At 71.0% G+C, this 23478-nt stretch carries 21 protein-coding genes and 1 pseudogene; 6 read left to right on the top strand and 16 right to left on the bottom strand.

Features of this window, described 5'->3' with window-relative positions:
• Positions 1-122 precede the first annotated feature (122 nt).
• The 5 genes and pseudogenes from ACWIHT_RS26740 to infC form a co-directional block, all read right to left on the bottom strand.
• The gene (locus ACWIHT_RS26740) at positions 123-1259 is read right to left on the bottom strand and encodes an ATP-binding protein (RefSeq protein ID WP_456170792.1); all 1137 of its coding nucleotides are present in this window, start codon (positions 1257-1259) and stop codon (positions 123-125) included.
• Between the two features lie 56 nt (positions 1260-1315).
• Positions 1316-2164, bottom strand: coding sequence for a TrmH family RNA methyltransferase (locus tag ACWIHT_RS26735; protein ID WP_456170791.1), 849 nt, complete (start codon positions 2162-2164; stop codon positions 1316-1318).
• 135 nt (positions 2165-2299) lie between these two features.
• The gene (gene rplT / locus ACWIHT_RS26730) at positions 2300-2683 is read right to left on the bottom strand and encodes a 50S ribosomal protein L20 (RefSeq protein WP_019066261.1); all 384 of its coding nucleotides are present in this window, start codon (positions 2681-2683) and stop codon (positions 2300-2302) included.
• Between the two features lie 102 nt (positions 2684-2785).
• Positions 2786-2980 carry a 50S ribosomal protein L35 gene (gene rpmI, locus ACWIHT_RS26725; protein ID WP_019065473.1) on the bottom strand — a complete coding sequence of 65 codons (195 nt, stop codon included), beginning with the start codon at positions 2978-2980 and terminating at the stop codon, positions 2786-2788.
• Between the two features lie 108 nt (positions 2981-3088).
• Positions 3089-3839 (bottom strand): annotated as a pseudogene (infC, locus tag ACWIHT_RS26720) (translation initiation factor IF-3).
• Positions 3840-4177: 338 nt separating this feature from the next.
• On the opposite strand from infC, the gene ACWIHT_RS26715 reads away from it, so the two are divergent.
• A complete protein-coding gene (locus ACWIHT_RS26715) occupies positions 4178-4558 on the top strand; it encodes a DUF1844 domain-containing protein (protein WP_456170790.1) in 381 nt (126 codons plus the stop codon).
• A 4-nt stretch (positions 4559-4562) separates the two neighbouring features.
• Here ACWIHT_RS26715 and ACWIHT_RS26710 read toward each other — a convergent pair whose 3' ends face one another.
• A complete protein-coding gene (locus ACWIHT_RS26710; RefSeq protein ID WP_456170789.1) occupies positions 4563-5297 on the bottom strand; it encodes an SseB family protein in 735 nt (244 codons plus the stop codon).
• 150 nt (positions 5298-5447) lie between these two features.
• Between ACWIHT_RS26710 and ACWIHT_RS26705 the strand changes: the two genes are divergently transcribed.
• Positions 5448-6446 carry a serine hydrolase gene (locus ACWIHT_RS26705; RefSeq protein WP_456170788.1) on the top strand — a complete coding sequence of 333 codons (999 nt, stop codon included), beginning with the start codon at positions 5448-5450 and terminating at the stop codon, positions 6444-6446.
• A gap of 12 nt (positions 6447-6458) precedes the next feature.
• On the opposite strand, the gene mycP is transcribed toward ACWIHT_RS26705, so the two are convergent.
• Both mycP and ACWIHT_RS26695 read right to left on the bottom strand, forming a co-directional pair.
• Entirely contained in the window at positions 6459-7634 is a 1176-nt protein-coding gene (gene mycP / locus ACWIHT_RS26700) for a type VII secretion-associated serine protease mycosin (RefSeq protein WP_456170787.1), read from the bottom strand.
• Positions 7631-8503: a hypothetical protein gene (locus ACWIHT_RS26695; protein ID WP_456170786.1), complete on the bottom strand. Its 873-nt coding sequence runs from the start codon at positions 8501-8503 to the stop codon at positions 7631-7633. Before ACWIHT_RS26695 ends, mycP begins: the two co-directional genes overlap by 4 nt.
• A 1707-nt stretch (positions 8504-10210) precedes the next feature.
• On the opposite strand from ACWIHT_RS26695, the gene ACWIHT_RS26690 reads away from it, so the two are divergent.
• Positions 10211-11413 (top strand): amino acid deaminase/aldolase, encoded by a 1203-nt coding sequence (locus tag ACWIHT_RS26690; protein WP_456170785.1) that lies wholly within the window; start codon positions 10211-10213, stop codon positions 11411-11413.
• A 50-nt stretch (positions 11414-11463) separates the two neighbouring features.
• Here ACWIHT_RS26690 and ACWIHT_RS26685 read toward each other — a convergent pair whose 3' ends face one another.
• From ACWIHT_RS26685 to ACWIHT_RS26675, 3 genes are read right to left on the bottom strand one after another with little or no spacing between them, the layout of a single operon-like run.
• On the bottom strand, positions 11464-12246 hold the full coding sequence (locus tag ACWIHT_RS26685; protein ID WP_019064934.1) for a 3-oxoacyl-ACP reductase: 783 nt from the start codon (positions 12244-12246) through the stop codon (positions 11464-11466).
• Entirely contained in the window at positions 12243-13652 is a 1410-nt protein-coding gene (locus ACWIHT_RS26680; protein ID WP_456170784.1) for an aldehyde dehydrogenase family protein, read from the bottom strand. The genes ACWIHT_RS26685 and ACWIHT_RS26680 overlap by 4 nt, the downstream gene beginning before the upstream one ends.
• A gap of 8 nt (positions 13653-13660) precedes the next feature.
• On the bottom strand, positions 13661-15025 hold the full coding sequence (locus ACWIHT_RS26675; RefSeq protein WP_456170782.1) for a glutamine synthetase family protein: 1365 nt from the start codon (positions 15023-15025) through the stop codon (positions 13661-13663).
• A 96-nt stretch (positions 15026-15121) separates the two neighbouring features.
• Between ACWIHT_RS26675 and ACWIHT_RS26670 the strand changes: the two genes are divergently transcribed.
• Both ACWIHT_RS26670 and ACWIHT_RS26665 read left to right on the top strand, forming a co-directional pair.
• Positions 15122-15856: a FadR/GntR family transcriptional regulator gene (locus ACWIHT_RS26670; RefSeq protein WP_456170781.1), complete on the top strand. Its 735-nt coding sequence runs from the start codon at positions 15122-15124 to the stop codon at positions 15854-15856.
• A 79-nt stretch (positions 15857-15935) separates the two neighbouring features.
• On the top strand, positions 15936-16670 hold the full coding sequence (locus tag ACWIHT_RS26665; RefSeq protein WP_456170780.1) for a gamma-glutamyl-gamma-aminobutyrate hydrolase family protein: 735 nt from the start codon (positions 15936-15938) through the stop codon (positions 16668-16670).
• A 39-nt stretch (positions 16671-16709) separates the two neighbouring features.
• Here the strand turns inward: ACWIHT_RS26665 and ACWIHT_RS26660 are convergent, their stop codons facing one another.
• A complete protein-coding gene (locus ACWIHT_RS26660; protein ID WP_456170779.1) occupies positions 16710-17633 on the bottom strand; it encodes a LysR family transcriptional regulator in 924 nt (307 codons plus the stop codon).
• Positions 17634-17703: 70 nt separating this feature from the next.
• On the opposite strand from ACWIHT_RS26660, the gene ACWIHT_RS26655 reads away from it, so the two are divergent.
• Complete coding sequence (locus tag ACWIHT_RS26655) at positions 17704-18828, top strand: TDT family transporter (RefSeq protein WP_456170778.1); 1125 nt, start codon at positions 17704-17706, stop codon at positions 18826-18828.
• Here the strand turns inward: ACWIHT_RS26655 and ACWIHT_RS26650 are convergent.
• The 4 genes from ACWIHT_RS26650 to ACWIHT_RS26635 form a co-directional block, all read right to left on the bottom strand.
• Positions 18740-19459 (bottom strand): helical backbone metal receptor, encoded by a 720-nt coding sequence (locus tag ACWIHT_RS26650; RefSeq protein ID WP_456170777.1) that lies wholly within the window; start codon positions 19457-19459, stop codon positions 18740-18742. The genes ACWIHT_RS26655 and ACWIHT_RS26650 overlap by 89 nt on opposite strands.
• Complete coding sequence (locus tag ACWIHT_RS26645) at positions 19459-20022, bottom strand: helix-turn-helix domain-containing protein (RefSeq protein WP_019066149.1); 564 nt, start codon at positions 20020-20022, stop codon at positions 19459-19461. The genes ACWIHT_RS26650 and ACWIHT_RS26645 overlap by 1 nt, the downstream gene beginning before the upstream one ends.
• Before the next feature lie 389 nt (positions 20023-20411).
• Entirely contained in the window at positions 20412-22235 is a 1824-nt protein-coding gene (locus ACWIHT_RS26640) for an ABC transporter permease/substrate binding protein (protein ID WP_456170776.1), read from the bottom strand.
• On the bottom strand, positions 22228-23286 hold the full coding sequence (locus ACWIHT_RS26635; protein ID WP_456170775.1) for a quaternary amine ABC transporter ATP-binding protein: 1059 nt from the start codon (positions 23284-23286) through the stop codon (positions 22228-22230). Before ACWIHT_RS26635 ends, ACWIHT_RS26640 begins: the two co-directional genes overlap by 8 nt.
• Between the last annotated feature and the right edge of the window lie 192 nt (positions 23287-23478).

The following is a 23478-nucleotide window of genomic DNA, read 5'->3' as shown; positions in this document are numbered from 1 at the left end:
TCCCCGTCCCGACTCGACTCGGGGGACGCGTCGTCGTCCCTGAAACGGGGACGCAAAGGTGCCAAAGGCCGAGTCTAACGGGGGTGAAGTGTGCGGACGCGCCCGTGGGTCCTCGGTCGGCGCTACTGGAGATACGCCGGGGTGCCCACGGGCAGCATAAATCGGAACTCGGCGCCGCCGCCGGGGGCCCGGCCGACTGTGATGGTGCCGCCGTGGGCTTCGACGATGCCCTTGACGATGTACAGCCCGAGTCCGGTGCCGCCGCGCTTGCTGCCCCGCCAGAAGCGGGTGAAGACGCGGTTCATGGACTCCTCCGGGATGCCTGGGCCCTCGTCGCTCACCGTCACCGAGGTGCCGGTCTCCTCCCCTTCACGCGGGGAGGCCGAGGCCGTGACGTCGATGGTGACGGTTCCCTCGCCGTGGCGCACCGCATTTTCCAGCAGGTTGCTCAGCACCTGGTCGACCTTGTCGGGGTCGGCCCACAGGTCGGGCAGCGGCTGTTCGACGCGGAGCATGAACCGGTCGGCGGGCTGCCCTGCGGCGACGTACGCCTGGATGTGACGGCCGACGGCCGCGCCTATGTCGACGGGCTGGCGGCGCAGTTCGAGCCGCCCGGAGTCGATGCGGGAGATGTCGAGCAGCTCGGCGATGAGCCGGGTGACGCGGTTGGCGTCGGCGTCGACGGTCTCCAGCATGAGCCGCTTCTGGTCGTCGGTGAAGCGTTCCCACTTGGCGAGGAGCGTGGCGGTGAAGCCCTTGACGGAGGTGAGCGGGGAACGCAGCTCGTGGGCGACGGTGGCGATCAGCTCGGCGTGGCTGCGCTCGGTGCGGCGGCGGGCCTCGGTGTCCCGCAGGGAGACGACGACCCGGCGCACGGGACCGAGAGGTTCCGAACGGACATAGCGAGCCGTGACCAGAACCTCGTGCCCGCCCGGCAGCAGCAGATTCCGCTCCGGCTGCCGTACCCGGATGGCCAACCCCCCGTAGGGATCGGTCAGTTGCCACCAGCGGCGGCCCTCCAGGTCCTCTAAGGGGAGGGCCTTCTCCAGCCGCTGTCCGAGGGCGTCGGCGGCACGGACGGAGGTGATGCGCTCGGCGGCGGCGTTGAAGCAGACGACGCGGCCGTGCTCGTCGGCGACGACCAGGCCGTCGGCCAGTTCGTCGGGGTCGATACCGAGGCCGGTGAGGTCGTCGTGCCGGGCCGCGGACGGCCGGGGCACGCCCCGTGCTCCCGGCGCGCTGCTCGTGCCGACAGTCATCCCCGTACCCCACCTCTTCTCATACGGCGCAGGTGGCCCCCGAGCTGGTCACCCTACTAGCTGTCGGTGACGGAGCGGCACCCTCCGGAGCCGCGCTGTGCACGGGCAGACGCATACAGACATACGGCGGCGGCGGTGGCCAGGTTCAGGCTCTCGGCCTTCCCGTGGATCGGAACCCGCACGACGGCGTCCGCGAGTGCGCGGGTCTCCTCCGGAAGCCCCCACGCCTCGTTCCCGAACACCCAGGCGGTGGGCCCGCCCATGGTCCCCTGGTCCAGCTCGTCGTCGAGGTCGTCGGTCCCGGCCCCGTCGGCGGCGAGAATCCGCACCCCGATCTCCTTGAGCCCGGCCACGGCCTGCTCGACGGGCACCCCGACGGCGACAGGCAGATGGAACAAGGACCCCACGGAGGCCCGTACGGCCTTGGGGTTGTAGAGATCGACAGAAGCGTCGGTCAGTACGACGGCCTCGGCACCGGCGGCATCGGCACAGCGCAGGACGGTGCCGGCGTTCCCGGGGTCGCGCACGTTGGCGAGGACGGCGACGAGCTTGGGCCGCGCACGCAGGATCTCCTCGAAGGGGGTGTCGACGAATCGACAGACCCCGACCAGCCCCTGCGGGGTCACGGTCGTGGAGATGTCGGCGATGACCTGCTCGTCGGCGAGATGCACACGGGCCCCGGCGTCACGGGCCTCGCCGACGATGTCCGCGTAACGCTCCGCGGCCTCAACGGTGGCGAACAGCTCGACAAGCGTGTCCTTGTACCCCGCCGCTTCCCGCACGGCTTGCGGCCCCTCGGCCAGGAACAGCCGCTCCTTACTCCGAAAGTTCCGCCGAGCGAGCCGCCGAGCGGCGACGACACGGGGGGAGCGGGAGGAGATGAGCTCGGGACCGTGAGGGGACATTCTCTACTTCACCTTCAAATCTAGGGGCACCCAGGGTCCTTTAGGGGCGCGGGGAACTGCGCGACCAGCAACAAAGGACCCGCAGGATTCAACCTGCGGGCCCTTAAGTCACGTCGGCTCAAAGCCAGCGCAGCGTCACGCAGCCTTAGGCGCGTTCACATCGCTAGGCAGCGCCTTCTGCGCAACCTCGACCAGCGCAGCGAACGCACCGGCGTCGTTGACAGCCAGCTCCGCGAGGATCTTGCGGTCGACCTCGATGTTGGCCGCGTTCAGACCCTGGATGAAGCGGTTGTAGGTGATGCCGTTGGCGCGGGCAGCCGCGTTGATGCGCTGGATCCACAGCCGACGGAAGTCGCCCTTGCGCTTCTTGCGGTCGTTGTAGTTGTAGACCAGCGAGTGGGTGACCTGCTCCTTGGCCTTGCGGTACAGGCGCGAACGCTGACCGCGGTAGCCGGAGGCGGCTTCGAGAATCGCCCGGCGCTTCTTGTGGGCGTTGACTGCCCGCTTGACGCGTGCCACTTGTTTAACTCCTTGTAGCGGGGCCGTGGTTGGACTCACACGGCCCGGAATCGATGGGGTCCCGGTCCAGACGTACGGCGCTCGACGGGAGCGCCGCGCACGTCACTTGCCGAGAAGCTTCTTGATCTTCTTGGCGTCGCCCGGGGCCATCTCGGCGTTGCCGGTAAGGCGACGCGTCACGCGGGACGACTTGTGCTCAAGCAGGTGGCGCTTGCCGGCGCGCTCGCGGAGCACCTTGCCGGAGCCGGTGATCTTGAAGCGCTTACTGGCACCGCTGTGCGACTTGTTCTTCGGCATAGCGCCGTTATCTCCTCGTCGGTGGCGCTCCGGTGCCCGGTCGTGAAACCGGGCACGGGTGGAGCGTCGCTCTTGTTTCGGTTACGTCCCTGGACTGGCGTCCGGGGATCAGGCGTCGGCGCGAGCCTCGGCCGGGGCCTCGACGGTCTCGACCTCGGCGGCGATGTCGTCGTCGGCGATGTCCTCGTCCCCGATGACTTCGCCTTCGATGTCCTCGCCCTCGAAGTCGGACTCCGCGGCGTTCTGCGACTTGCCCGGGTTGGCCTTCGCCTCCGCCTTGCGGGCCGCCTGGGCCTCACGGGCCTCGGCCATCGCCTCGGTCTTCTTCTTGTGCGGGCCGAGCACCATGATCATGTTTCGGCCGTCCTGCTTCGGGTTCGACTCGATGAACCCGAGGTCCTCGACGTCCGTGGCGAGCCGCTGAAGCAGTCGGTAGCCCAGCTCGGGCCGGGACTGCTCGCGACCACGGAACATGATCGTGATCTTGACCTTGTCGCCCTGCTTGAGGAACCGGACGACGTGACCCTTTTTGGTGTCGTAGTCGTGCGGGTCGATCTTCGGCCGGAGCTTCATCTCCTTGATGACCGTGTGCGCCTGGTTCTTGCGCGCCTCACGGGCCTTCATGGCCGACTCGTACTTGAACTTCCCGTAGTCCATGAGCTTGCAGACCGGCGGACGTGCGTTCGCCGCCACCTCGACCAGGTCGAGGTCGTACTCCTGCGCCAGCTCCAGGGCCTTGGCAAGCGGAACAATCCCGACCTGTTCGCCGCTCGGGCCGACAAGTCGAACCTCGGGAACGCGAATCCGGTCGTTGATACGGGGCTCGGTGCTGATGGATCCTCCTCGGTTAGCACCACACGGCCATCTGGCGGACGGCCGCGTTGTCTCTGTTAGACAGACCCAACCGCGCCGGAACATGAAAAATGCCCCGGACGATCACAAGACGGGGCTCCAAAACACTGCCGGAGCACCGCCGCGATGATCGCGGGGCGCGCTTTCGGGCGACTCCATCGTCCGTACGGAACGATGGCGACCGCCTGACCGGGGTGACCCGCCGTCCGTGAGGACAGTCAGGTGGGAGATCGGAGCCTCCACTTGTTGGCCGGGCACACCAGTGCCTGGCCGGTCATCACACAAGGTTAGCAGCTACCCGGGGGTGGTGCGAACCGCCGTACACCGGGCCCTATCGTGTGGGGCATGAGTGACACGCCCCCCGAGTCCGCAGATCTCGGCTCCACCGACTCCCCCGACTTCGACGCCCTGACCCGCGACATCGCGGAGGTCCCGGCGGTCGAGGTGATCGTGACGGTCGCCGTCAACCTGATGAGCGCCGCCGCCGTGAAGCTCGGTCTGACCGAGGAGGGCGACAAGTACAAGGACCTGGACGAGGCCCGCAAGCTGGTCACCGCCCTGGCCGGGCTCCTCGACGCGAGCACGACCGAGATCAGCTCCTTCCACGCGGCCCCGTTGCGCGACGGTCTGAAGTCGCTCCAGCTGGCGTTCCGCGAGGCGTCCCTCGTCCGTGACGAGCCGGGGCAGGGCCCGGGCGAGAAGTACACGGGCCCGGTCTACGGCTAGGAACTCACCCCGTACGTACGTAGAAGGGCTCGCCCGGAGGCGTCGCCCCGGCCGGCAGGACCGCCAGGTCGAGGCCGTGCACCAGGCGGGCCCGCAGCGTCTCCTCGGCCGCGAGCCGACGTGCCACCCCGTGGATGCCGGCGGCGTGCGGTATGGCGGGCTCGAAGACCAGGGCGAGGGTGCCGTCCCCCCGGCCGGGGCCGAGGTAGGCACGAAGCACCCCGCGCATGTGGCCGAGCGCGGAGCGGACCGCCGCCGCGACCGCCGGATCGGTGAGCGGGTCCACGCTGGTACGCCCCTCGGCGAGGGCCAGCAGCGCGGGCCCCGACAGCTCGAAGGACACCGGCCCGGCCAGGTCCAGCACGATCGTGTCCGCCTTCTCGTGCGCGGCGGCCTGCAAGGCCTGGTGCAGCGGTACGGCCACGGGTCGCGCCGCCGGGTCCCAGCGGGCCAGCGTGTCGCTGGACGTGAAGGCGGGCAGCGCGGTGCGACCGCCGGCCTTCAGGGTGGGGACTGCCATGTCGCTGGTCTTCTCGCGGCGCAGCCCGTTCTCGTCCACCTCGACCTCGCCCAGTACGGCCACCACCGGCACGAGCAGCCGGGCGCCCTTGAGGGCCGCCAGGACGGGGTCCACGGCGGTGCGGTCCTCGGCCCAGGCGGCGAGCGCCGCGCTCAGTGCGGGATCGGCCGAGCCGTCGTCGTCGGAGTAGCCGGAGTCGGGAATGTTCTTGTTCGCCACGGTGACCGACCCTATCGGGGGGATCCTGCTGGGCTTGTGCGGGTCCCGAAACGCAGGAGACACAGGTTTCACACGTTTCTCAGAAACCGTTGACAGACATCTAACTTTCGTCTCACGGTTCGCACAGTCGCCGCCTCCACCATCGCGGGCATGGAGTCTTCCAGAGCCGCCCGCCGAAACCACCGCGCGCGTCCCTCCCGACGCCGTCCGCTCCTCTACACGGCCCTCGCCACCGTGGCGGTCGTGGGCGGTACGGCAGCCGGAACCGTGTACGTGAAGGCGCAGGCGCACTCCGGCCCCGTATCGTCGGCCACGGCGCCGTCCGCCTCGGCATCGGCGTCGGCATCGGGCAGCGGGGAGGCGACGGTGGAACCGGTGACACAGCCGGCGGTGGACTACGACGCGCTGCTGGCCAAGGCCATGAAGACGGTGACCCCGGCCGGCGACCAGAAGGTGTCGGTCGCCGTACTCGACGTGGACTCCGGCGAGAGCGCCACGTACGGCAGTACGGCCTACGACACGGCGAGCATCGTCAAGGTCGACATCCTGGCGGCGCTGCTGCTCCAAGCACAGGACGCGGGGCGGCAGTTGACCGCGACGGAGAAGTCGTACGCCACCACGATGATCGAGAACAGCGACAACGACTCCGCGACGGCCCTGTGGAACATCATCGGCACGGCGGACGGGCTCGACGCGGCCAACAAGACCTTCGGACTGACCGGCACCAAGGGTGGCGACGGCCCGCTCTGGGGACTCACCCAGACCACGGCCGCGGATCAACTCACCCTGCTCCAGCAGGTGTTCGGGGACGACTCGAAGCTGAGCGCGGCCTCGAAGTCGTACCTCCAAGGGCTGATGGGGAAGATAGAGGCCGATCAGCAGTGGGGGGTGTCGGCGGCGGCCGACGGCTCCCAGTGGCGGCTGAAGAACGGCTGGCTGGCGCGGAGCACGACCGGGCTGTGGGACGTCAACAGCATCGGGCGGGTGACGGCCCCGGACGGGCACGAGTACCTGATCGCGGTGCTGTCGAAGGGCAGCACGACGCAGAACAAGGGCATCACGCTGATCGAGGCGGCGGCGAAGGCGGGGGTCGCGGCGTTCGCGGGCTCCGACGCTTCCACGTCGGCCTCCGCGTCGGCCACCGACTGACGCCCGCAGGCCTTAGTAGCCCTCGGACCGTCTGCGTCGGCCGCGCCACAGGACGACCGCCGCGACGAGCAGGACTCCGCCGACGCCGCCCGCCAGAGGGCCCGCCCAGTCGGACGTACGGCTGTCGGTCTTGACGGGGTCGGGGCCCGCGCCGAAGTACTTCTTGCCGTAGGCGGCTGCGTGCAGGCTCGTCGGTTTGAGGGCGGCGGCGGCCTTGATCGCGGCGGCGGGGTCGATGAAGCCGAAGCCCCGGGAGTCGTCGCGGCCGCCGGCCGGGGGGTTGCGGGCGGTGTCTTCGAGGAGCTTCTTGATCTGGGCCGGGGTCAGCCCCGGGTGGGCCGCCTTGAGGAGCGCCACCGCGCCGGAGACGAAGGCGGACGCGGCGCTGGTGCCCCAGCCCTCGTAGTACTTGTGGTCGGGGTCGGCGATGACGACGTTCACACCGGGCGCGCTGACCGTGGCGTACCAGCGGCGGGTGGAGAAGGAGGCGCGGGTGCCGTAGCGGTCCACGGCGGTCGCGGCGATCACCCCCGGGTAGGCGGCCGGGTAGGAGACGTGGTCCCCCTTCTCGCCGCCGTTGCCCGCGGAGGCGACGACGGCGACGCCCTTCTTCAGGGCGTACTGCACGGCCTCGTCCTCGGCGGGCTCGGGGTGCGCGGAGGCGGAGTCGTCGCCGAGGGAGAGGTTGATGACGTCGGCGCCGTGGTCGGCGGCCCAACGGATGCCGTCCGCAAGGGCGTTGCCCCGGGTGGTGCGGGCCTTGCTGCGCGCGGAGTCGCCGTCTTCGAGGATCACGCGGACGGGCAGGATCTTCGCCTCCGGGGCGACGCCCACGACGCCGTCCTCGTCCCCGGGGCCGTGTCCGTGCCCGGCGATGATGCCGGCCATGGCGGTGCCGTGCCGGGCCCAGGACCGGTCCCCCGGCTCCGCCCCGAAGCCGACCATGTCCTTGCCGGTGAGGACGTTGCCGACGAGGTCGGGGTGGTCGGCCTCCACGCCGGTGTCGAGGACGGCGACGGTGATGCCCTTGCCCTTGGTGGTCCCCCAGATCTCCTGGGTGTTCATGGCGTCCAGGGCCCACTCCTGGGCACGTATGCCGTCGGCGTGCGCGACGGTGGACGGGACCAGGGCGAGGGAGGCGGCCAGGAGGGCGCTCACCAGCCCGGCCCGGCGGGACGTGACGCTCATGAGTTCCCCTCCGAGGCCTGCGAGGTCGGCGCGGTCTTCGACGTTTTCGACGTCTCCGAAGCCGAGGTCTCGGAGGGTGAGTCGACGGTCTTGCGCAGGCTCCGCTCGACACGGTCGGCGAGCCCCTCCGCCTCGTTGCCGAGACCCGACTGCGCGGGAGCAGTGGTGGAGCCGGAGGTGACGGCTTCGTCGGCGGGTTCGGGTGCGTCGACGGTACGGCCGTCCGCCCAGCCGGAGACGGCGTAGACGACGACGGGCGCGTCGGTGAGGACGGAGACGGTCCAGGAGCCCCGCTGTTTGTCGCCGAAGGCGGCGGCGACGGTGCCCTTGGCCGCGTACGGGCGGGGCAGGAGGTCGGTCCGGTCGCCGAGTTTCTCGTTCTTGAACCGGTTGGACAGCGAGGTCATCGCGGCGATGTCTGCCCTGGTGAAGAGGAGGCCGACCGTCGTGACATAGCTCTGGGTGGCGTCGGTGTAGGTGGCGCGCAGGAGCCGCTGGCAGCCGACCGGGGCGAGCACTTTGCTCAGCAGCGGGTCGAAGGCGCCCGCGCAGCCGGTGTCCGGGGCCACGGCGATCCGGGTCCAGGTGCGGTCGGCGCCGCCGGGACCCGCGCCCTGGCCCTGCACGGTGGGCGGGAACAGCTGGTCGACGGGCACGCTGTGCCACAGCTGTCCGGCGGTGGCGAAGGTGCTCGCGCCGTCGTCGTCCCCGTCGTCCCCGGTGAGCCAACTCCCGGTCACCGCACCGCCGATGAGACCGAGACCGAGCACGACACAGGCGGCGACAGCGGCGGTACGGGACCGTATCCGCGACCCCAACGGCCGTGGCCGCACCCGCTCGTCGTACCCCTCGGGCTCCCCGAACGTCACAACCGGCCGCCCACCGGCGGAAGTTACCGGCGCACTCCAGGAAAAGGCGGGATCGGGACCGGAGTCGACCCCGGGCCGCGGCATTTCGGACGCGGGGCGGAGGGGCGTGCCGGGGGCGGCGGGCGACCAGGCGCCGGTGCCGACGCCTGTGCCTTCGGCGGTGGGCGCGGAGGAACCCGAGCCCGGGCCGGACGCCGTGGGGCCGGCGGGAGGGGCATCGGCAGGCCGGGACCCGGCGGTTCCGGTACCGGCACTGGTACTTGAGGAGGGATACGGCGCACCGGCACCGGAAGGCGACCACACACCGCGCGTGGGCGCACCGCCCGTGGGATCCGTGAACGACTCACCCCGCCAAGGGGCGGCGGCGGGAGGCGGCCTCAGCCGAGAGGTGGCCTCCGGCGGGTCCTCGGGAGCAACAGCCGGACGCGACGGGGGTGTTGCCGGCCGGGCGGGAGTGTCGTGCTGCCGGTCGACCGTCGGCGGCACGGCCACCTCGGGTGCGGTCACGGTCGGGGGCCGTGACGGTTCTGCGGGACCGGGAGACGTCACCGGGCGGGGCGGAACAGCGGGGCGTGGTGGGCCGGGCGGGGTGTCGGAGGCTGTCGGCGGGGTCGGGCGGAGGGGGGTGCTCGTCTCCGGCCTGGTTTCCCGGGGTGGTTCGTTGGCCCCCGTCGCCGTCGTGGGCCGGTGAGGTGGCCGGGGCGGGACCGTGCCGGGTCGTTCGGGCTGCTTACGGCGCGGGTCGGTCGGGGATACCGGCGGAATGTCAGGGAAGCGTGCCGAGGCCGGTGGAGGCGGCGGGCTCACCGCGTCGGCGGCAGCGGGCGAGAAGGGACGAAGACCGGGGAAACGCGGCCGGGTGTCGGAGGAACCTGCTGCCGACGAGCCGACGGAACCGGCTCCAGCTCCGGACCCGGCTCCGTTGCGGGCTCCCGAGCCGTCGCTCCCGGAGCCGTCGCTCTCGAAGTCCTCGAAGGCGCCGCTCGCGAAGTGGTCGCCCTGAGAAACCGAACCCGCGTCGGCCTGGGCGTTCCGCCTGGCCGCGCGTCTGGCGTTGCCGCCCTCCCACCATCCCGTACCGGGCCGGTCGCCACCCCAGGTGGCCCTGCCGTTCCCGTCGCCCTGGTTCCCGTTACCGGCCGGCGCCGCGTCCGACCCCGACGCCCCCGGTCCGCCCCGCGCGTCCTCCGTGTCCGACGCCGACGGAATCGGACCACGCCCCGAACCTGCCCTCGAAGCGGCTCCGGAAGATCCCCCGGTGCCGGAATGCGGTCCGTCCAAGTCCTCGCCTGCTGTGTCGTTCACGGGCTGCGTCGAACTCCCCGAAGGGGCCTGCGGCGAGGTGGGATGTGGCGGTACGGGGGCGCGCCGCGCTTCCGTGCTCATGCACCCCCCGTTTCCTCGTCCCCGGGCCACCGTTTGTTCGTCTGCGGGCCGGTGTGCTCCTGCCCTTGTTCGTATACGCGCCGACGTCCACCCCGCCTCACCCGGCACGTACACAAAAAAACAAAAGTCGTCCCGAGCACGCATACCCGCCGCGGCGGACCGCCATCCCGAGCGCGGTCGAACGACCGGCGGCGTTTCCTCCGTGCGTGCGCGTCACTCTACGGGTTGCCCCCGCTCGAACGGGAACCAGTCCACGCCCCCGGGGCTTCTGCCCGGAACGTCCCCCTACCCTGCGGTAATCCTGTCTGGCAGGCTGCGTTCATGACTGCTCGCGCCGCCGACCGGGCCCGTTACGACCGGGCCACCGCCCACCTCGACGCGCCTCTCGCGATCGTCGACCTGGACGCCTTCGATGCCAACGCGGACGACCTCGTCCGCCGGGCCGGTGGCAAGCCGGTCCGCGTCGCCAGCAAGTCCGTCCGCTGTCGAACCCTCCTCGAACGCGTCCTGTCCAGGGACGGCTTCGCGGGCCTGATGTCGTTCACCCTGGCCGAGTCGCTGTGGCTGGCCCGTTCCGGCTTCGACGACGTGCTCCTCGCCTACCCCTCCGCCGACCACGCCGCCTTCGCCGAACTGACCAGCGACCCCAAGCTCGCCGCTGCCGTCACCGTGATGATCGACGACCCGGCCCAGCTCAAGCTGATCGACGACTCACGCGCCGGTGGCACCGAAGTGGTCCGTGTCTGCCTGGAGTTGGACACCGCGCTGCGGATGCTCGGCGGCCGGGTGCGCATCGGCGCGCTCCGCTCTCCCCTCCGCTCCCCCGCCCAACTCGCCGACATCGCACGGACTGTGTCGCGTCGCCCCGGCTTCAAGGTCGTCGGGATCATGGCCTACGAGGGGCACATCGCCGGTGTGGGCGACTCCGTCGCGGGGCGGCCCTTCCGCTCCCGCGCGATCCGGCTGATGCAGGCCACGGCCAAGCGTGAACTCGCCGAGCGGCGCGCGGAGGTGGTGCGTGCCGTGCGGGCCGTCGTACCGGATCTGGAGTTCGTCAACGGCGGTGGCACCGGCAGTGTCCAGTACACCGCGGCCGAGGATTCCGTGACCGAGATCGCGGCCGGTTCCGGGCTGTACGTACCGCGCCTCTTCGACAACTACACATCGTTCACGGCCCGTCCGGCCGCGCTCTTCGCCCAGCCCGTCGTACGGCGCCCGGGCGTCGGCGTGGTCACCGTCCTCGGCGGCGGCTACCCCGCCTCCGGCGCCCCGGGCCCCGACCGGCTCCCGGTGCCGTACCTGCCGGAGGGCCTGCGCTACGACCCCCAGGAGGGGCCCGGCGAGGTGCAGACGCCGCTGCTCGGCTCCCCCGCCGACGATCTGCTCATCGGCGACAAGGTGTGGTTCCGGCACGCGAAGGCCGGTGAACTGTGCGAGCGGTTCGACTCGTTGCACCTGATCGAGGGCGACCGGGTGACGGCCACCGTCCCCACGTACCGGGGCGAGGGCATGACCTTCCTGTGACGTGTCACCGGGTCGACTGCCCTCGCCCCGGCGGGGGTTGAGGGCAGTGCCTACATCGGTGTGACGTACGCCCCCGAGATGCCGCCGTCGACCAGGAAGTCGGCGGCGTTGACGAACGACGAGTCGTCGCTGGCCAGGAACGCGACGGCGGCGGCGATCTCGGTCGCCTCCGCGAAGCGGCCGACCGGGATGTGGACCAGGCGGCGCGCGGCCCGCTCGGGGTCCTTGGCGAACAGCTCTTGCAGGAGCGGGGTGTTGACCGGTCCCGGGCAGAGCGCGTTGACGCGGATGCCCTCGCGGGCGAACTGCACGCCCAGTTCACGGGACATGGCCAGCACACCGCCCTTGGACGCGGTGTAGGAGATCTGGGAGGTCGCCGCGCCCATCCTGGCCACGAAGGACGCGGTGTTGATGATGGACCCCTTGCCCTGGCGGCGCATGTAGGGGATCGCGGCCTTGCAACACAGGTACACGGAGGTCAGGTTGACGTCCTGGACGCGCTTCCAGGCCTCCAGGCCGGTGTCGAGGATGGAGTCGTCGTCGGGCGGTGAGATGCCCGCGTTGTTGAAGGCGATGTCGACGCTGCCGTAGGTGTCGAAGGCGGCCTTGAAGAGCGCCTCGACCTGTTCGGGGTCGGTGACGTCGACCTTCACGAAGAGCCCGCCGACCTCGTCGGCCGCCGCCTTGCCGTGGGTCTCGTCGATGTCGCCGCAGACGACGTTGGCCCCCTCGGAGGCGAGCCGGCGCGCGGTGGCGAGGCCGATGCCGCTACCGGCTCCGGTGATGACGGCGGTACGGCCGACGAGTCGTCGGCAGACAATCTCTGAGGTCACTGTGCGGAGCCCTCCGTGCTGGTGGAGACGTTACTGATGGGGGTGTCGCTGATGAAGACGTTCTTGGTCTCGGTGAAGGCGGTGAGCGCGTCCGGGCCGAGTTCGCGGCCGATCCCCGACTGCTTGAAGCCGCCGAAGGGGGTCCAATAGCGGACGCTGGAATGGGAGTTGACGGACAGGTTGCCCGCGCGGACGGCCTTCGAGACGCGCAGCGCGCGGCCCACGTCCCGGGTCCAGATGGAGCCGGAGAGGCCGTAGTCGGTGGCGTTGGCGAGGGCGATCGCCTCCGCCTCGTCCTCGAAGGGGAGGATCACGGCGACGGGGCCGAAGACCTCCTCGACGGCCACGCGTGCGTGCGGGTCGACGCCGGTGACGACGGTGGGCGGGAACCAGAAGCCGGGGCCCTCGGGCGCCGTGCCGCGGATACCGGCCAGGTCGTCGGTGACGTACGAACAGACGCGCTCCAGTTGGACCTTGGAGATCAGCGGGCCCATGTCCGTCTTCTCGTCGGCCGGGTCGCCGACCGTGATCCCCGCGATCGCGGGGGCGAGGAGGTCCAGGAAGCGGTCGTAGACGGCGCGTTGGACGAGGATGCGGGTGCGGGCGCAGCAGTCCTGGCCGGAGTTGTCCAGGAAGGACATGGGGGCGGCCGCCGCGGCCGCCTCGACATCCGCGTCGGCGAAGACGATGTTGGGGCTCTTGCCGCCGAGTTCGAGGGTGACGCGCTTGAGGAGTTCGGAGCCCTTCGCCAACACCTGTTTGCCCACGGCGGTCGACCCCGTGAACACGATCTTCGCGACGCCGGGATGCTCGACGAGCGCGGTGCCCGCGACCGGGCCGTGGCCGGGCAGTACCTGGAACAGCCCCTCGGGAAAGCCTGCGTCCAGGGCGAGTTCGGCCAGTCGGAGCGCGGTGAGCGGGGTCGTCTCGGCCGGTTTGAGGATGACCGCGTTGCCCGCCGCGAGCGCGGGGGCGGTGCCCCAGGCGGCGATCGGCATCGGGAAGTTCCAGGGCGCGATCACGCCCACCACGCCCAGCGGTTCGAGGATCGTGACGTCGAGGCCGCCCGCGACCGGGATTTGACGACCCGTCAGCCGCTCCACTCCCCCGGCCGCGTAGTCGAGCAGATCACGGACGTTGCCCGCCTCCCAGCGCGCGTTGCCGACCGTGTGCCCGGCCTCTCGGACCTCCAACTGGGCCAGTTCTTCGAGGTGTTCGTCCACCGCGCTCGCGAAGCGGCGCAGCAGCCGGGCACGGTCGGCGGGCGGCAGCGCGGCCCACTTCGCCTGGGCCCGGGCGGCTCGTACGACGGCGGCGTCCACGTCGGCCGCGGTGGCGGCCGGGACGGTGGCGATGACCTCCTCGGTGGCGGGGTTCAGTACTTCCAGCGGGTGCTCGGCAGGCAAGGGGGTCCTCACAGGCGTTCGAAGGAGCGGCGCAGCTCCCAGTCGGTGACGGCGGCGTCGAAGGCCTCCAGTTCGACGCGCGCCATGTTGCGGTAGTGGGCGACGACCTCGTCCCCGAAGGCGGCCTTGGCGATCGGGCTGTTCTCCCACAGCTCGGCGGCCTCGCGGAGGTTGGTGGGGACGTGCGCGTAGTCGCCGCTGTAGGCGTTGCCCGCGCAGGCCTCGGGCAGCTCCAGCTTCTGCTCGATGCCGTAGAGCCCGGCCGCGACGAGCCCCGCCACCGCGAGAAAAGGATTCACGTCTCCGCCGGGGAGCCGGTTCTCGAAGCGCATGGAGCGGCCGTGGCCGACGACCCGCAGCGCGCAGGTGCGGTTGTCGTAGCCCCAGGCGACGGCGGTCGGCGCGAACGAGCCCGGCTGGAACCGCTTGTAGGAGTTGATGTTCGGGGCGTAGAGGAGAGAGAAGTCGCGGAGCGCGGCGAGTTGGCCCGCGAGGAAGTACCGCATGACCTCCGACATACCGCCCTCGCCGTCTCCCGCCATGGCGTTGCCGCCCTCCCCGTCCCCGAGCGAGAGGTGGATGTGGCAGGAGTTGCCCTCGCGCTCGTTGTACTTCGCCATGAAGGTGAGCGAGACGCCTTCCTGGGCGGCGATCTCCTTCGCGCCGGTCTTGTAGACGGCGTGCTGGTCGCAGGTGACGAGGGCGTCGTCGTAGCGGAAGGCGATCTCGTGCTGGCCGGGGTTGCACTCGCCCTTGGCGGACTCGACGGTGAGACCGGCGGCGGCCATTTCGTTGCGGATCCGGCGCAGCAGCGGCTCGATCCGCCCGGTGCCGAGGACCGAGTAGTCGATGTTGTACTGATTGGCCGGGGTGAGGCCTCGGTAGTTGGCGTCCCAGGCCTGTTCGTACGTGTCCTTGAACACGATGAACTCCAGCTCCGTACCGACCTGCGCGGTGAAACCGTGCTCGGCGAGGCGCTCCAGCTGGCGGCGCAGGATCTGGCGGGGTGCGGCGACCACCGGCGATCCGTCGTTCCAGGCGAGGTCGGCGATGAGCAGGGCGGTGCCCGCGTTCCAGGGCACACGGCGGAGGGTGGAAAGGTCCGGGTGCATGGCGAAGTCGCCGTAACCGCGCTCCCAGGAGGACATCGCGTAGCCGTCGACCGTGTTCATGTCGGTGTCGACGGCGAGGAGGTAGTTGCAGCCCTCGGTGCCGTGTTGGAGCACGTCGTCGAGGAAGAAGCGGGCGGCGAACCGCTTGCCCTGGAGCCGGCCTTGCATATCGGGGAAGGCCAGGACGACAGTGTCGATCTCGCCACTGGCGACGAGGGTGTGCAGCTCCTCGACGCTCAGCGGGGGTGTGCGGTCTGCCACGGGAAAGCTCCTTCGGCTTCTGCGCGCTTTTTCCGGCCGGGCCGGAAGCCATAAGGTATTGCGGAGAACCATTGCTTGGGAAGGGGGTGCCGCCATATGTCGCTGGATGCGGAGAACGGCCTTGAGGACCGGTTGACCCCGGTACTGCGGCCGGTGCGGGCGGGCAACGGCTTCGAAGAGGCGCTGGAACAGATACTGCAGGTCGTACGGCTGGGGCTGGTGCCGGGGGGCGAGCGGTTGCCGGCCGAGCGGGAACTGGCCGAACGGCTGGGGATCAGCCGCGTGACACTGCGCGAGGTTCTGAAGGTACTTCAGGACCAGGGACTCGTGGAGTCGCGGCGCGGGCGCTACGGCGGGACGTTCGTGCTGCCGAAGTCGGACGCGGGCGGCGAGGACGAGCTGCGGCGGCGGATCAGCGCGGTCGACATCGAGGACGTACTGCGGTTCCGGGAGGTGCTGGAGGTCGGCGCGACGGGTCTGTGCGCGACGCACGGGCTGGACGCCGAACAGTCGGGCCGCCTTCGCGACGCCCTCGCCCGCACGCACGACGCCCCGCTCGCCGACTACCGCCGCCTGGACACGCTGCTCCACCTCACCCTGGCCGAGCTGTGCGGCTCCCCGACCTTGACCGCGCAGTACGCGGCGGTACGGGCCACGGTGAACGATCTCCTCGACTGCATCCCGCTCCTGGTCCGCAACCTGGAGCACTCGCAGCGGCAGCACATCGCGCTGGTGGAGGCGGTGCTGGACGGGGACGCGGACGGGGCGCGGGAGATGATGCGGGAGCACTGCGCCGGGACGGCGGCTCTGCTGCGGGGCTTCCTCGCGTGACGGGTGGGGCTGTCTAATGGTCCCCATCGAGTCCATTCACGTCGAGTCCATTCACGTCGCTTCGCGGTCGGAGGAAAGCATGGCGGGCAGGCCGCTGATCGGCATCAGTACGTATCTGGAGGCGGGGGCGCGGTGGGGCGCCTGGGAGCTGGAGGCCGCGCTGCTCCCGGCTGGTTACCCGCGCCTCGTCCAACAGGCGGGCGGCCTCGCCGCGATGCTGCCGCCGGACGCCCCCGAGCACGCGGCGGCGACCGTGGCCCGCCTCGACGGCCTGGTGATAGCGGGCGGCCCGGACGTCGAGCCGGTCCGCTACGGCGCCGAGCGCGACCCCCGCACCGGCCCGCCCGCCCTCGCCCGGGACGCCTGGGAACTGGCCCTGATCGAGGCCGCGTTGGCGGCGGGCCTGCCCCTGCTGGGCATCTGCCGGGGCATGCAGCTCCTGAACGTCGCCGTGGGCGGCACCCTCGTCCAGCACGTGGACGGGCACGCGGAGACCCCGGGGGTCTTCGGCCGCCACCCGGTCAAGCCGGTACCGGGAACGCTGTACGCGTCGGCGGTACCGGAGGAGACGTCCGTACCGACCTTCCACCACCAGGCCGTGGACCGCCTGGGCGCGGGCCTGGTGATCTCGGCCTGGGCCGAGGACGGCACCGCGGAGGCCATCGAACTCCCCTCCGCGGACTGGGTGTTGGGGGTGCAGTGGCACCCGGAGATGGGCGAGGACCTGCGCGTGATGCGGTCGCTGGTGGAAGCGGCCACAGCCGCTACTACGACACCGCAGTCTCCCACCGAGTCGGGTGGTGGGTGGGCATAGGTTCGGGGGGCTTGGGGCGGAGCCCCCAGGGCGGGGGCATCAACCCCGGGTCAGGGACAACAGGTCGCGTGCTGGGCCTGTCGGTCTGTGGCCTGTGGGCCAGACCGCTCTCAGGTCTCGGGCCAGGGTGAGTCCCTCCACCGGGATGCGGACCAGGCGGCGCGTCGACAGTTCCTCGCCGACCGCGAGTTCGCTCAGGACAGCCGGGCCCGCTCCGCTCACCGCCGATGCCTTGACCGCCGTAGTGGAGGACAGTTCGATGAGAGGGCGGGCCAGGCCGCCCAGTGCCGCGTCCAGGACCTGGCGGGTGCCCGAGCCCTTTTCGCGGAGGATCAGCGGTGTCGACGCCAACTCCGTTGCGGGGACCGGGCGTCGGCGGCGGGCCCAGGGGTGGGTCGGGGCCGTGACCACGATCAGGTGGTCGTGGGCTATCACCGTGGAGTCCAGGCCGGGCGGGACCGACAGGCCCTCCACGAAGCCCAGGTCCGCCTCGTCGGCCAGGAGTTGCTCCGCGACCGTCGTGGAGTTGCCTGCCAGCAACGAGACCGCGGTGTCGGGGCGTTGGGAGCGCAGGGCCAGCAGCCAACCGGGGAGCAGATACTCCGCGATGGTCATGCTCGCGGCGACCCGGAGCCGCGAGTCGCGCCGGTGCCGTAGCGCTTGGGCTCCCGCGTCGAACGCGGCGGCCGCCTCGACGACCCGCCGCGCCCAGTCGGTGACGAGCGCGCCCGCGTCCGTGAGTCGCGAGCCGCGCGGGGAGCGGTCCACCAACGCCACGCCCAGCTGCCGTTCCATCGAGCGGATACGGCTGCTGGCCGCCGGCTGGGTGATGCCCAGCTCGCGCGCCGCACCGCCGAGGCTGCCGAGCCGGGCCACCGCCAGCAGCAGTTCCAGCGCGCCCAGGTCCGGCACCCGGTGCGCTATCGAACCTTCCCGCCCGCCATCCGTCGCGTCACCGCTCATAAATCCAGTTTATGTCCCCATAGACACATCCTCCCTGGTCGCCCGTCTCAGCCGGCGAGACGCTGGACACATGGTCACCGCAGTTCGTCACCTCGGACCCAACTGGTACGCGTCCGTCATGGGCACCGCCATCGTCGCCACGGCCGGCGCCGGACTCCCCGGCCACCTCCCCGGACTGCGCACGGCCTGCACCGCCGTCTGGGCCCTCTCCCTCGCCCTCCTCCTGACCCTGCTGACCGCCCGCGCCCTGCACTGGACCCACCACCGCGACCAGGCCCGCGCCCACCTCCGCGACCCGGCGATGGCCCCCTTCTACGGCTGCCTCGCGATGGCCCTGCTGGCGGTGGGCGGCGGTGCCCTGATCGTCGGGCAGGACTGGATCGGGCTGCGGGCGGCGGTCGTCCTCGACGCCGTGCTGTTCGGCGCCGGTACGGTCGTAGGGCTGGTGGCCGCCGTGGCCGTCCCGTACCTGATGGCCGTACGGCATCACGTGCACCCGTCGGACGCGACCCCGGTGTGGCTGCTGCCCGTCGTCGCGCCCATGGTGTCCGCGGCCCTCGGGCCGCTCCTGGTGCCTCATCTGCCGCCCGGACAGCCCCGGGAGACCCTCCTCCTCGCGTGCTTCGCGATGTTCGGGCTGAGTCTGCTCGCGACGCTCCTGATGCTGCCGCTGGTCTTCGCCCGGCTGGTCACCGGCGGGCCGTTGCCCCTCGCGCTCACTCCGACGCTGTTCCTGGTGCTGGGCCCGCTCGGTCAATCGACCACCGCCGTAGGCAAGTTCGCGGACTTCGCCCCCGGTGTCGTACCGGCCGCCTCCGCCCAGGCCTTCGCCCTCCTGGCCGTTCTCTACGGCGTCCCGGTCATGGGTTTCGCGCTGCTCTGGTTCGCCCTCGCCACCGCCCACGTGGTCCGCGCCCGCCGCCGGGGCATGACTTTCACGATGACCTGGTGGGCGTTCACGTTCCCGGTCGGCACCTGTGTCACCGGCGCGGAGTCCCTGGCCCGGCACACCGGCCTGGCCGTCTACGACAGTCTCGCGTTCGTCCTGTACGGCGTGCTCGTCGCCGCCTGGGCCACCGCCGCCGTGCACACGGCCCGGGGGCTGCTCAGCGGTGCGCTGCTCGCAGGGCCCCGGCCAGCACCCGTGGCGCTTCGGCCAGTGACGGCCCGTACCACGTCAGGTGCCGACCGCTGACGAGCGCGCAGGGCAGGCCGGGGAAGGCCTCAGGGCCGTCGTCGGCCGTGAAGCGGTACGGCTCGTCGGGGAGGACCACCAAGTCCCTTGCCGCCGAACGTAGTTCGGCGATCGTGGCGCGCGGGTAGCGCTCGGCGTGCGTCGCGTAGGCGTGGTCGACCCCGAGGCGGGTCAGCACATCGCCCGCGAAGGTGTCCCGGCCCAGCACCATCCAGGGGCGGCGCCAGACGGGGACGACTGCCGTCAACCGGCCTTCGGGGGAAGGGAGTTCGGCCCAGGCCCGCTCGGCCTCGTCCAGCCAGCGCGGTCGTACGGGCGCTCCGCACGCGTCGAGGACCCGGTCCAGTTCGCGGAACGCCTGCGGGACGTCCCGCACTTCGGTGACCAGGACCTCGACACCCGCCTCCCGCAAGGCCGTCAGGTCGGGCTCGCGGTTCTCCTCCTCGTTGGCGACCACCAGGTCGGGCGCGAGGGCGAGGATCGGGTCGAGCTTCGGGTTCTTGGTGCCGCCGACGCGGGTGACGTCCAGGCCGGACGGATGGCTGCACCAGTCGGTCGCGCCGACCAGAACTCCCGGCAGCGACACGGCTATCGCCTCCGTCAGGGACGGTACGAGCGAGACGACGCGCATCAGCGCGGGCGGTCCTGGACCGCCTCGATGTGCTCGGCCACCGCGACCACGACGACCCGGGTGTCCGGCACGGTCGCGCGCCAGCGGTGCCGTACCCCGCCGGTCAGGTACATCGTGTCGCCGCGCACGAGCCGGTACGCGCGCCCCTCCGCCTCGATCTCGACGGCGCCGTCCGCGACGTACATCAACTCGTCGTTACGGTGCTGGAATTCGCGTCCGGCGTCATGGTCGCCGGTGAACTCCGAGGCGTGCAGCTGGTGATGACCCCGGACCAGCGAACGCATCCGGGGCGCGGCCGACTCGGGTTCCTCGGCGCGTACGACGTCGACGCTGCACGCGGGGTCGGCGGCGGCGAGGAGTTCGACGGCCGTGGTGCGCAGGGCGTCGGCCACCTTCTCCAGGGAACTCCGGCTGGGGCGTGCCCGGTCGTTCTCGACCTGGCTCAGGAAGGGCACCGACAGACCGCTGCGCTCGGCCACGACGGCGAGCGTCAGGTCCAGCGCGCGGCGCCGCCGCCGTACGGCCGCACCCACCCGAAGGGGCTGTTCTTTGTGGTCGCCCATAGCTCCGGCTCCCTCCTTCGCTCGTCGGCCCGCGGCTGGTTCTGAAACTTCCTCTGATGAGTTCTCTGCACCCTACGCATGTTCGGCAAACCGTTTCATGCGCCTGTCACATCCACGTCACACAGCGTGCGATCGGACCTCACGGTTCTGGCCAGTGCGAAAAGGCCCGCTGACCCTCGATCAGCGCGAGAGTTCGTCCCTACTCTTCAATGCGTGCGCGGTCGCCTGTGTTCCCGGTCACTTCTCGGGCCCGATCGAAGGACTTCGTGACGCTGTGTGGTTGGCCGGATCCTTTTCGTACCGGGACAGCACGAAAGGTGGGCTTCGCCGCACGACGGGGGGAACGTGCGGCGAAGCCCACCTCGGGGGCGGCGGCCGGGACTGTCAGGTCATCCGGCCGCCTGGCTCTTCTGGTTCTGCTTCACCGGGGCCCACTGGTCGACCAGGCCCGGGTGCTGCTTCAGCCAGCTGCGGACGGCGGACTGCTCCTGGCCCTTGCCGGACTTCTGGATCCCCGCCTCCAGACCGGTGAGCTGCGCCTCGGTCATACGGAAGTCCTTCAGCCACTTCCCGACATCGGGGTTGTCGGCGGCGAAGCCCTCGCGGGACACGGTGTGCACGCCGTCGCCCTTGCCCCAGGCGCCCTTCGGGTCGGTGAGCTTCTTCAGCTTGTAGTCGCTGTACGCCCAGTGCGGCGACCAGAGCGTGACGACGATCGGCTGCTTCTTGGCGTACGCGCGCTTCAGCTCGGCCAGCATCGCCGGGGTGGAGCCGTCGACGACGTCGTAGGAGCCCTGGAGGCCGTACTCCTTGAGGACCTTGGACTTGAGGAGGCCCATCATTCCGGCGCTCGGTTCGATGCCGGTGATCTTGCCGCCGAACTCGGAGGCGTGGGTCTTGAGGTCCGCGAGCGTGTTGACGTCCTTCACGTACGACGGGACGGTCAGCTCCAGGGACGTGGAGCCGTACCAGCTGCCGAGGTCGTCGAGCTGCTTGCCGTACTTCTGCCAGTACTCGGCGTGCGTGGTGGGCAGCCAGGCGTCGGTCTGGAAGTCGACCTGGCCGGTGGAGAGGCCGGTGTAGAGGGGACCGGCCGCGTACTGGGTGGTCGTCACCTTGTAGCCGCGCTCCTCCAGGATCTCCTTCCAGAGGAAGGTGGAGGCGATGCCCTCGTCCCAGGGGATGTAGCCGATGGTGATCTCCCTGCCCTTGCCGACGTCGTCGGCGCCGGTCGCCGTCGTGCCGGAGGAGGAGCCGAAGACTCCCAGGCCGCCGGCCACCAGGGCGAGGACGACCACGCCGGTCACGGCGAACGCCGGGCGGGGACGGTAGTTCCACGGCTTGGTGCTCTCCGCCGCGCGGGCCTTGGCGGCGGCCCTGCGGCCGAGCGGGGAGATCTGGGTGCCGAGCGCGCCGGTCATCCGGTCCAGGTAGATGGCGAGGACGACGATGCCGACGCCCGCCTCGAAACCGAAGCCGATGTCGAGCTGGCCGATGGCCTCGTTGACGGCGCCGCCGAGGCCGCCGGTGCCGACCATGCCGGCGATGACGACCATCGACAGGCCGAGCATGATGACCTGGTTGACGCCCGCCATGATCGTCGGGAGTGCGAGGGGCAGCTGGACGCGCAGGAGGGTGTCGCGCGGTGAGGTGCCGAACGCCTCGGCCGCTTCGACGAGTTCGGCGTCGACCTGCCGTATCCCCAGCTCGGTCATGCGGACGCCGGGGGCGAGCGCGAAGATCAGGGTGGCGATGACGCCGGCGGAGGTGCCGAGCCCGAAGAAGAGGATCGCCGGGATCAGCAGCACCATCGACGGCATCGTCTGGAGCAGGTCGAGGGCGGGCCGTACGACCGCGCTGACCGCCTTGGAACGGGCCGCCCAGATGCCCAGCGGGATCGAGATCACCAGGGCGATCACGGTCGCCACCAGCACCAGGGCCAGCGTCGACATGGACCGGTCCCACAGGTCGAGCGAGTCGATCAGCAGGAACCCGGCGAAGGCCAGCACCCCCGCGACCAGTCCGCGCAGCCACCAGGCGAGCACTGCCAACATGCCCGCGAGAAGCAGGGGTTGGGGCGCGGTGAGCACCGCGTTGACGCCGTCGTACATGCCCTCGACGACCGTCTTGATCGCGTCGAAGAGCCAGGACATGTGGGCGACGAGCCAGTCGACACCGGAGTCGACCCAGTCACCGAGCGGAAGCCTAGGCATGGGCAGTCACCTGCTCCGGCTCGGTGGCGGCTTCCCCGCCGAGGAACGCGACCAGCCGTTCCTGCGGTACGACTCCTACGACGTCGTCGGCCGCGTCGAGCACCGCGACCGGGTGGGTGAGGCGGGCGCTGAGGGCGCACAGGTCGGTGAAGGGGGTGTCCGGCGTGGCGGTCTCGCAGTCGCAGTCGGCCTCGTGGCCGTCGACGCCGGTGTCCATGACGGCGGACGCGGTCAGCACCCTGGAACGGTCCACGTCCTGGATGAAGGAGGCGACGTAGTCGTTCGCGGGGCGCAGCAGGATGTCCTCGGCGGTGCCGGTCTGGACGATGCGGCCGTCGCGCATGACGGCGATGCGGTCGCCGAGGCGCATGGCCTCGTTGAGGTCGTGGGTGATGAAGACGATGGTCTTCTTCAGGCTCTGCTGGAGTTCCAGGAGCTGGTCCTGCATGTCGCGGCGGATCAGCGGGTCGAGCGCGCTGAAGGACTCGTCCATGAGGAGCAGGTCGGCGTCGGTGGCCAACGCCCTTGCCAGGCCCACGCGTTGCTGCATTCCGCCGGACAGCTCGTCGGGCCAGGAGTCCTCCCAGCCGGACAGACCGCACAGGGCGAGGGCCTCGCCGGCGCGGGCCTCGCGCTCGGCGCGGGGGACGCCCTGCACTTCGAGGCCGTAGGCGGCGTTCTCGCGGACGCTGCGGTGCGGGAAGAGCGCGAAGTGCTGGAAGACCATGCTGATCTTGTGGGCGCGGACCTCGCGCAGTTCGCGGTCGCCGAGCGCGGTGAGGTCCTGGCCGTCGAAGAGGACGCGGCCCGCGGTGGGTTCCAGGAGTCCGTTGAGCATCCGCAGGAGGGTGGACTTGCCGGAGCCGGACAGGCCCATGACGACGAAGATCTGCCCTGGCGCGACGGAGAAGGAGGCGTCGATCACGGCGGCGGTGGTGCCGTCGGCGCGCAGCTCCTCCCGGTCGGCTCCTGCCTGGAGCCGTTCGACTGCCTGGTCGGGTCGTCTGCCGAACACCTTGTGCAGGTGTTCGGCTTCTAGCCTGGCTGACACGCGTACCTCTCGATCGGGGGCAGGACGGGGAGGCGACGGCGGTACCGGTGCCGACGGGACCGGGCCGTCAACTTCGGGCCTCGGGCCGTCGACGGTTGAACAGGCAACCGCCATCGCTCCGAGGCGGCGCCTGCCCGGGCCTCCCGGGCGCAAACGCGGGAGTGGTTCAGGTCACGGTCCGCGCGGTGCGGC

The sequence above is a fragment of the Streptomyces sp. NPDC002276 genome, assembly GCF_053891435.1.
The sequence above is the reverse complement of the archived record's forward strand: the minus strand, read 5'-3'. Positions and strand labels throughout refer to the sequence as shown.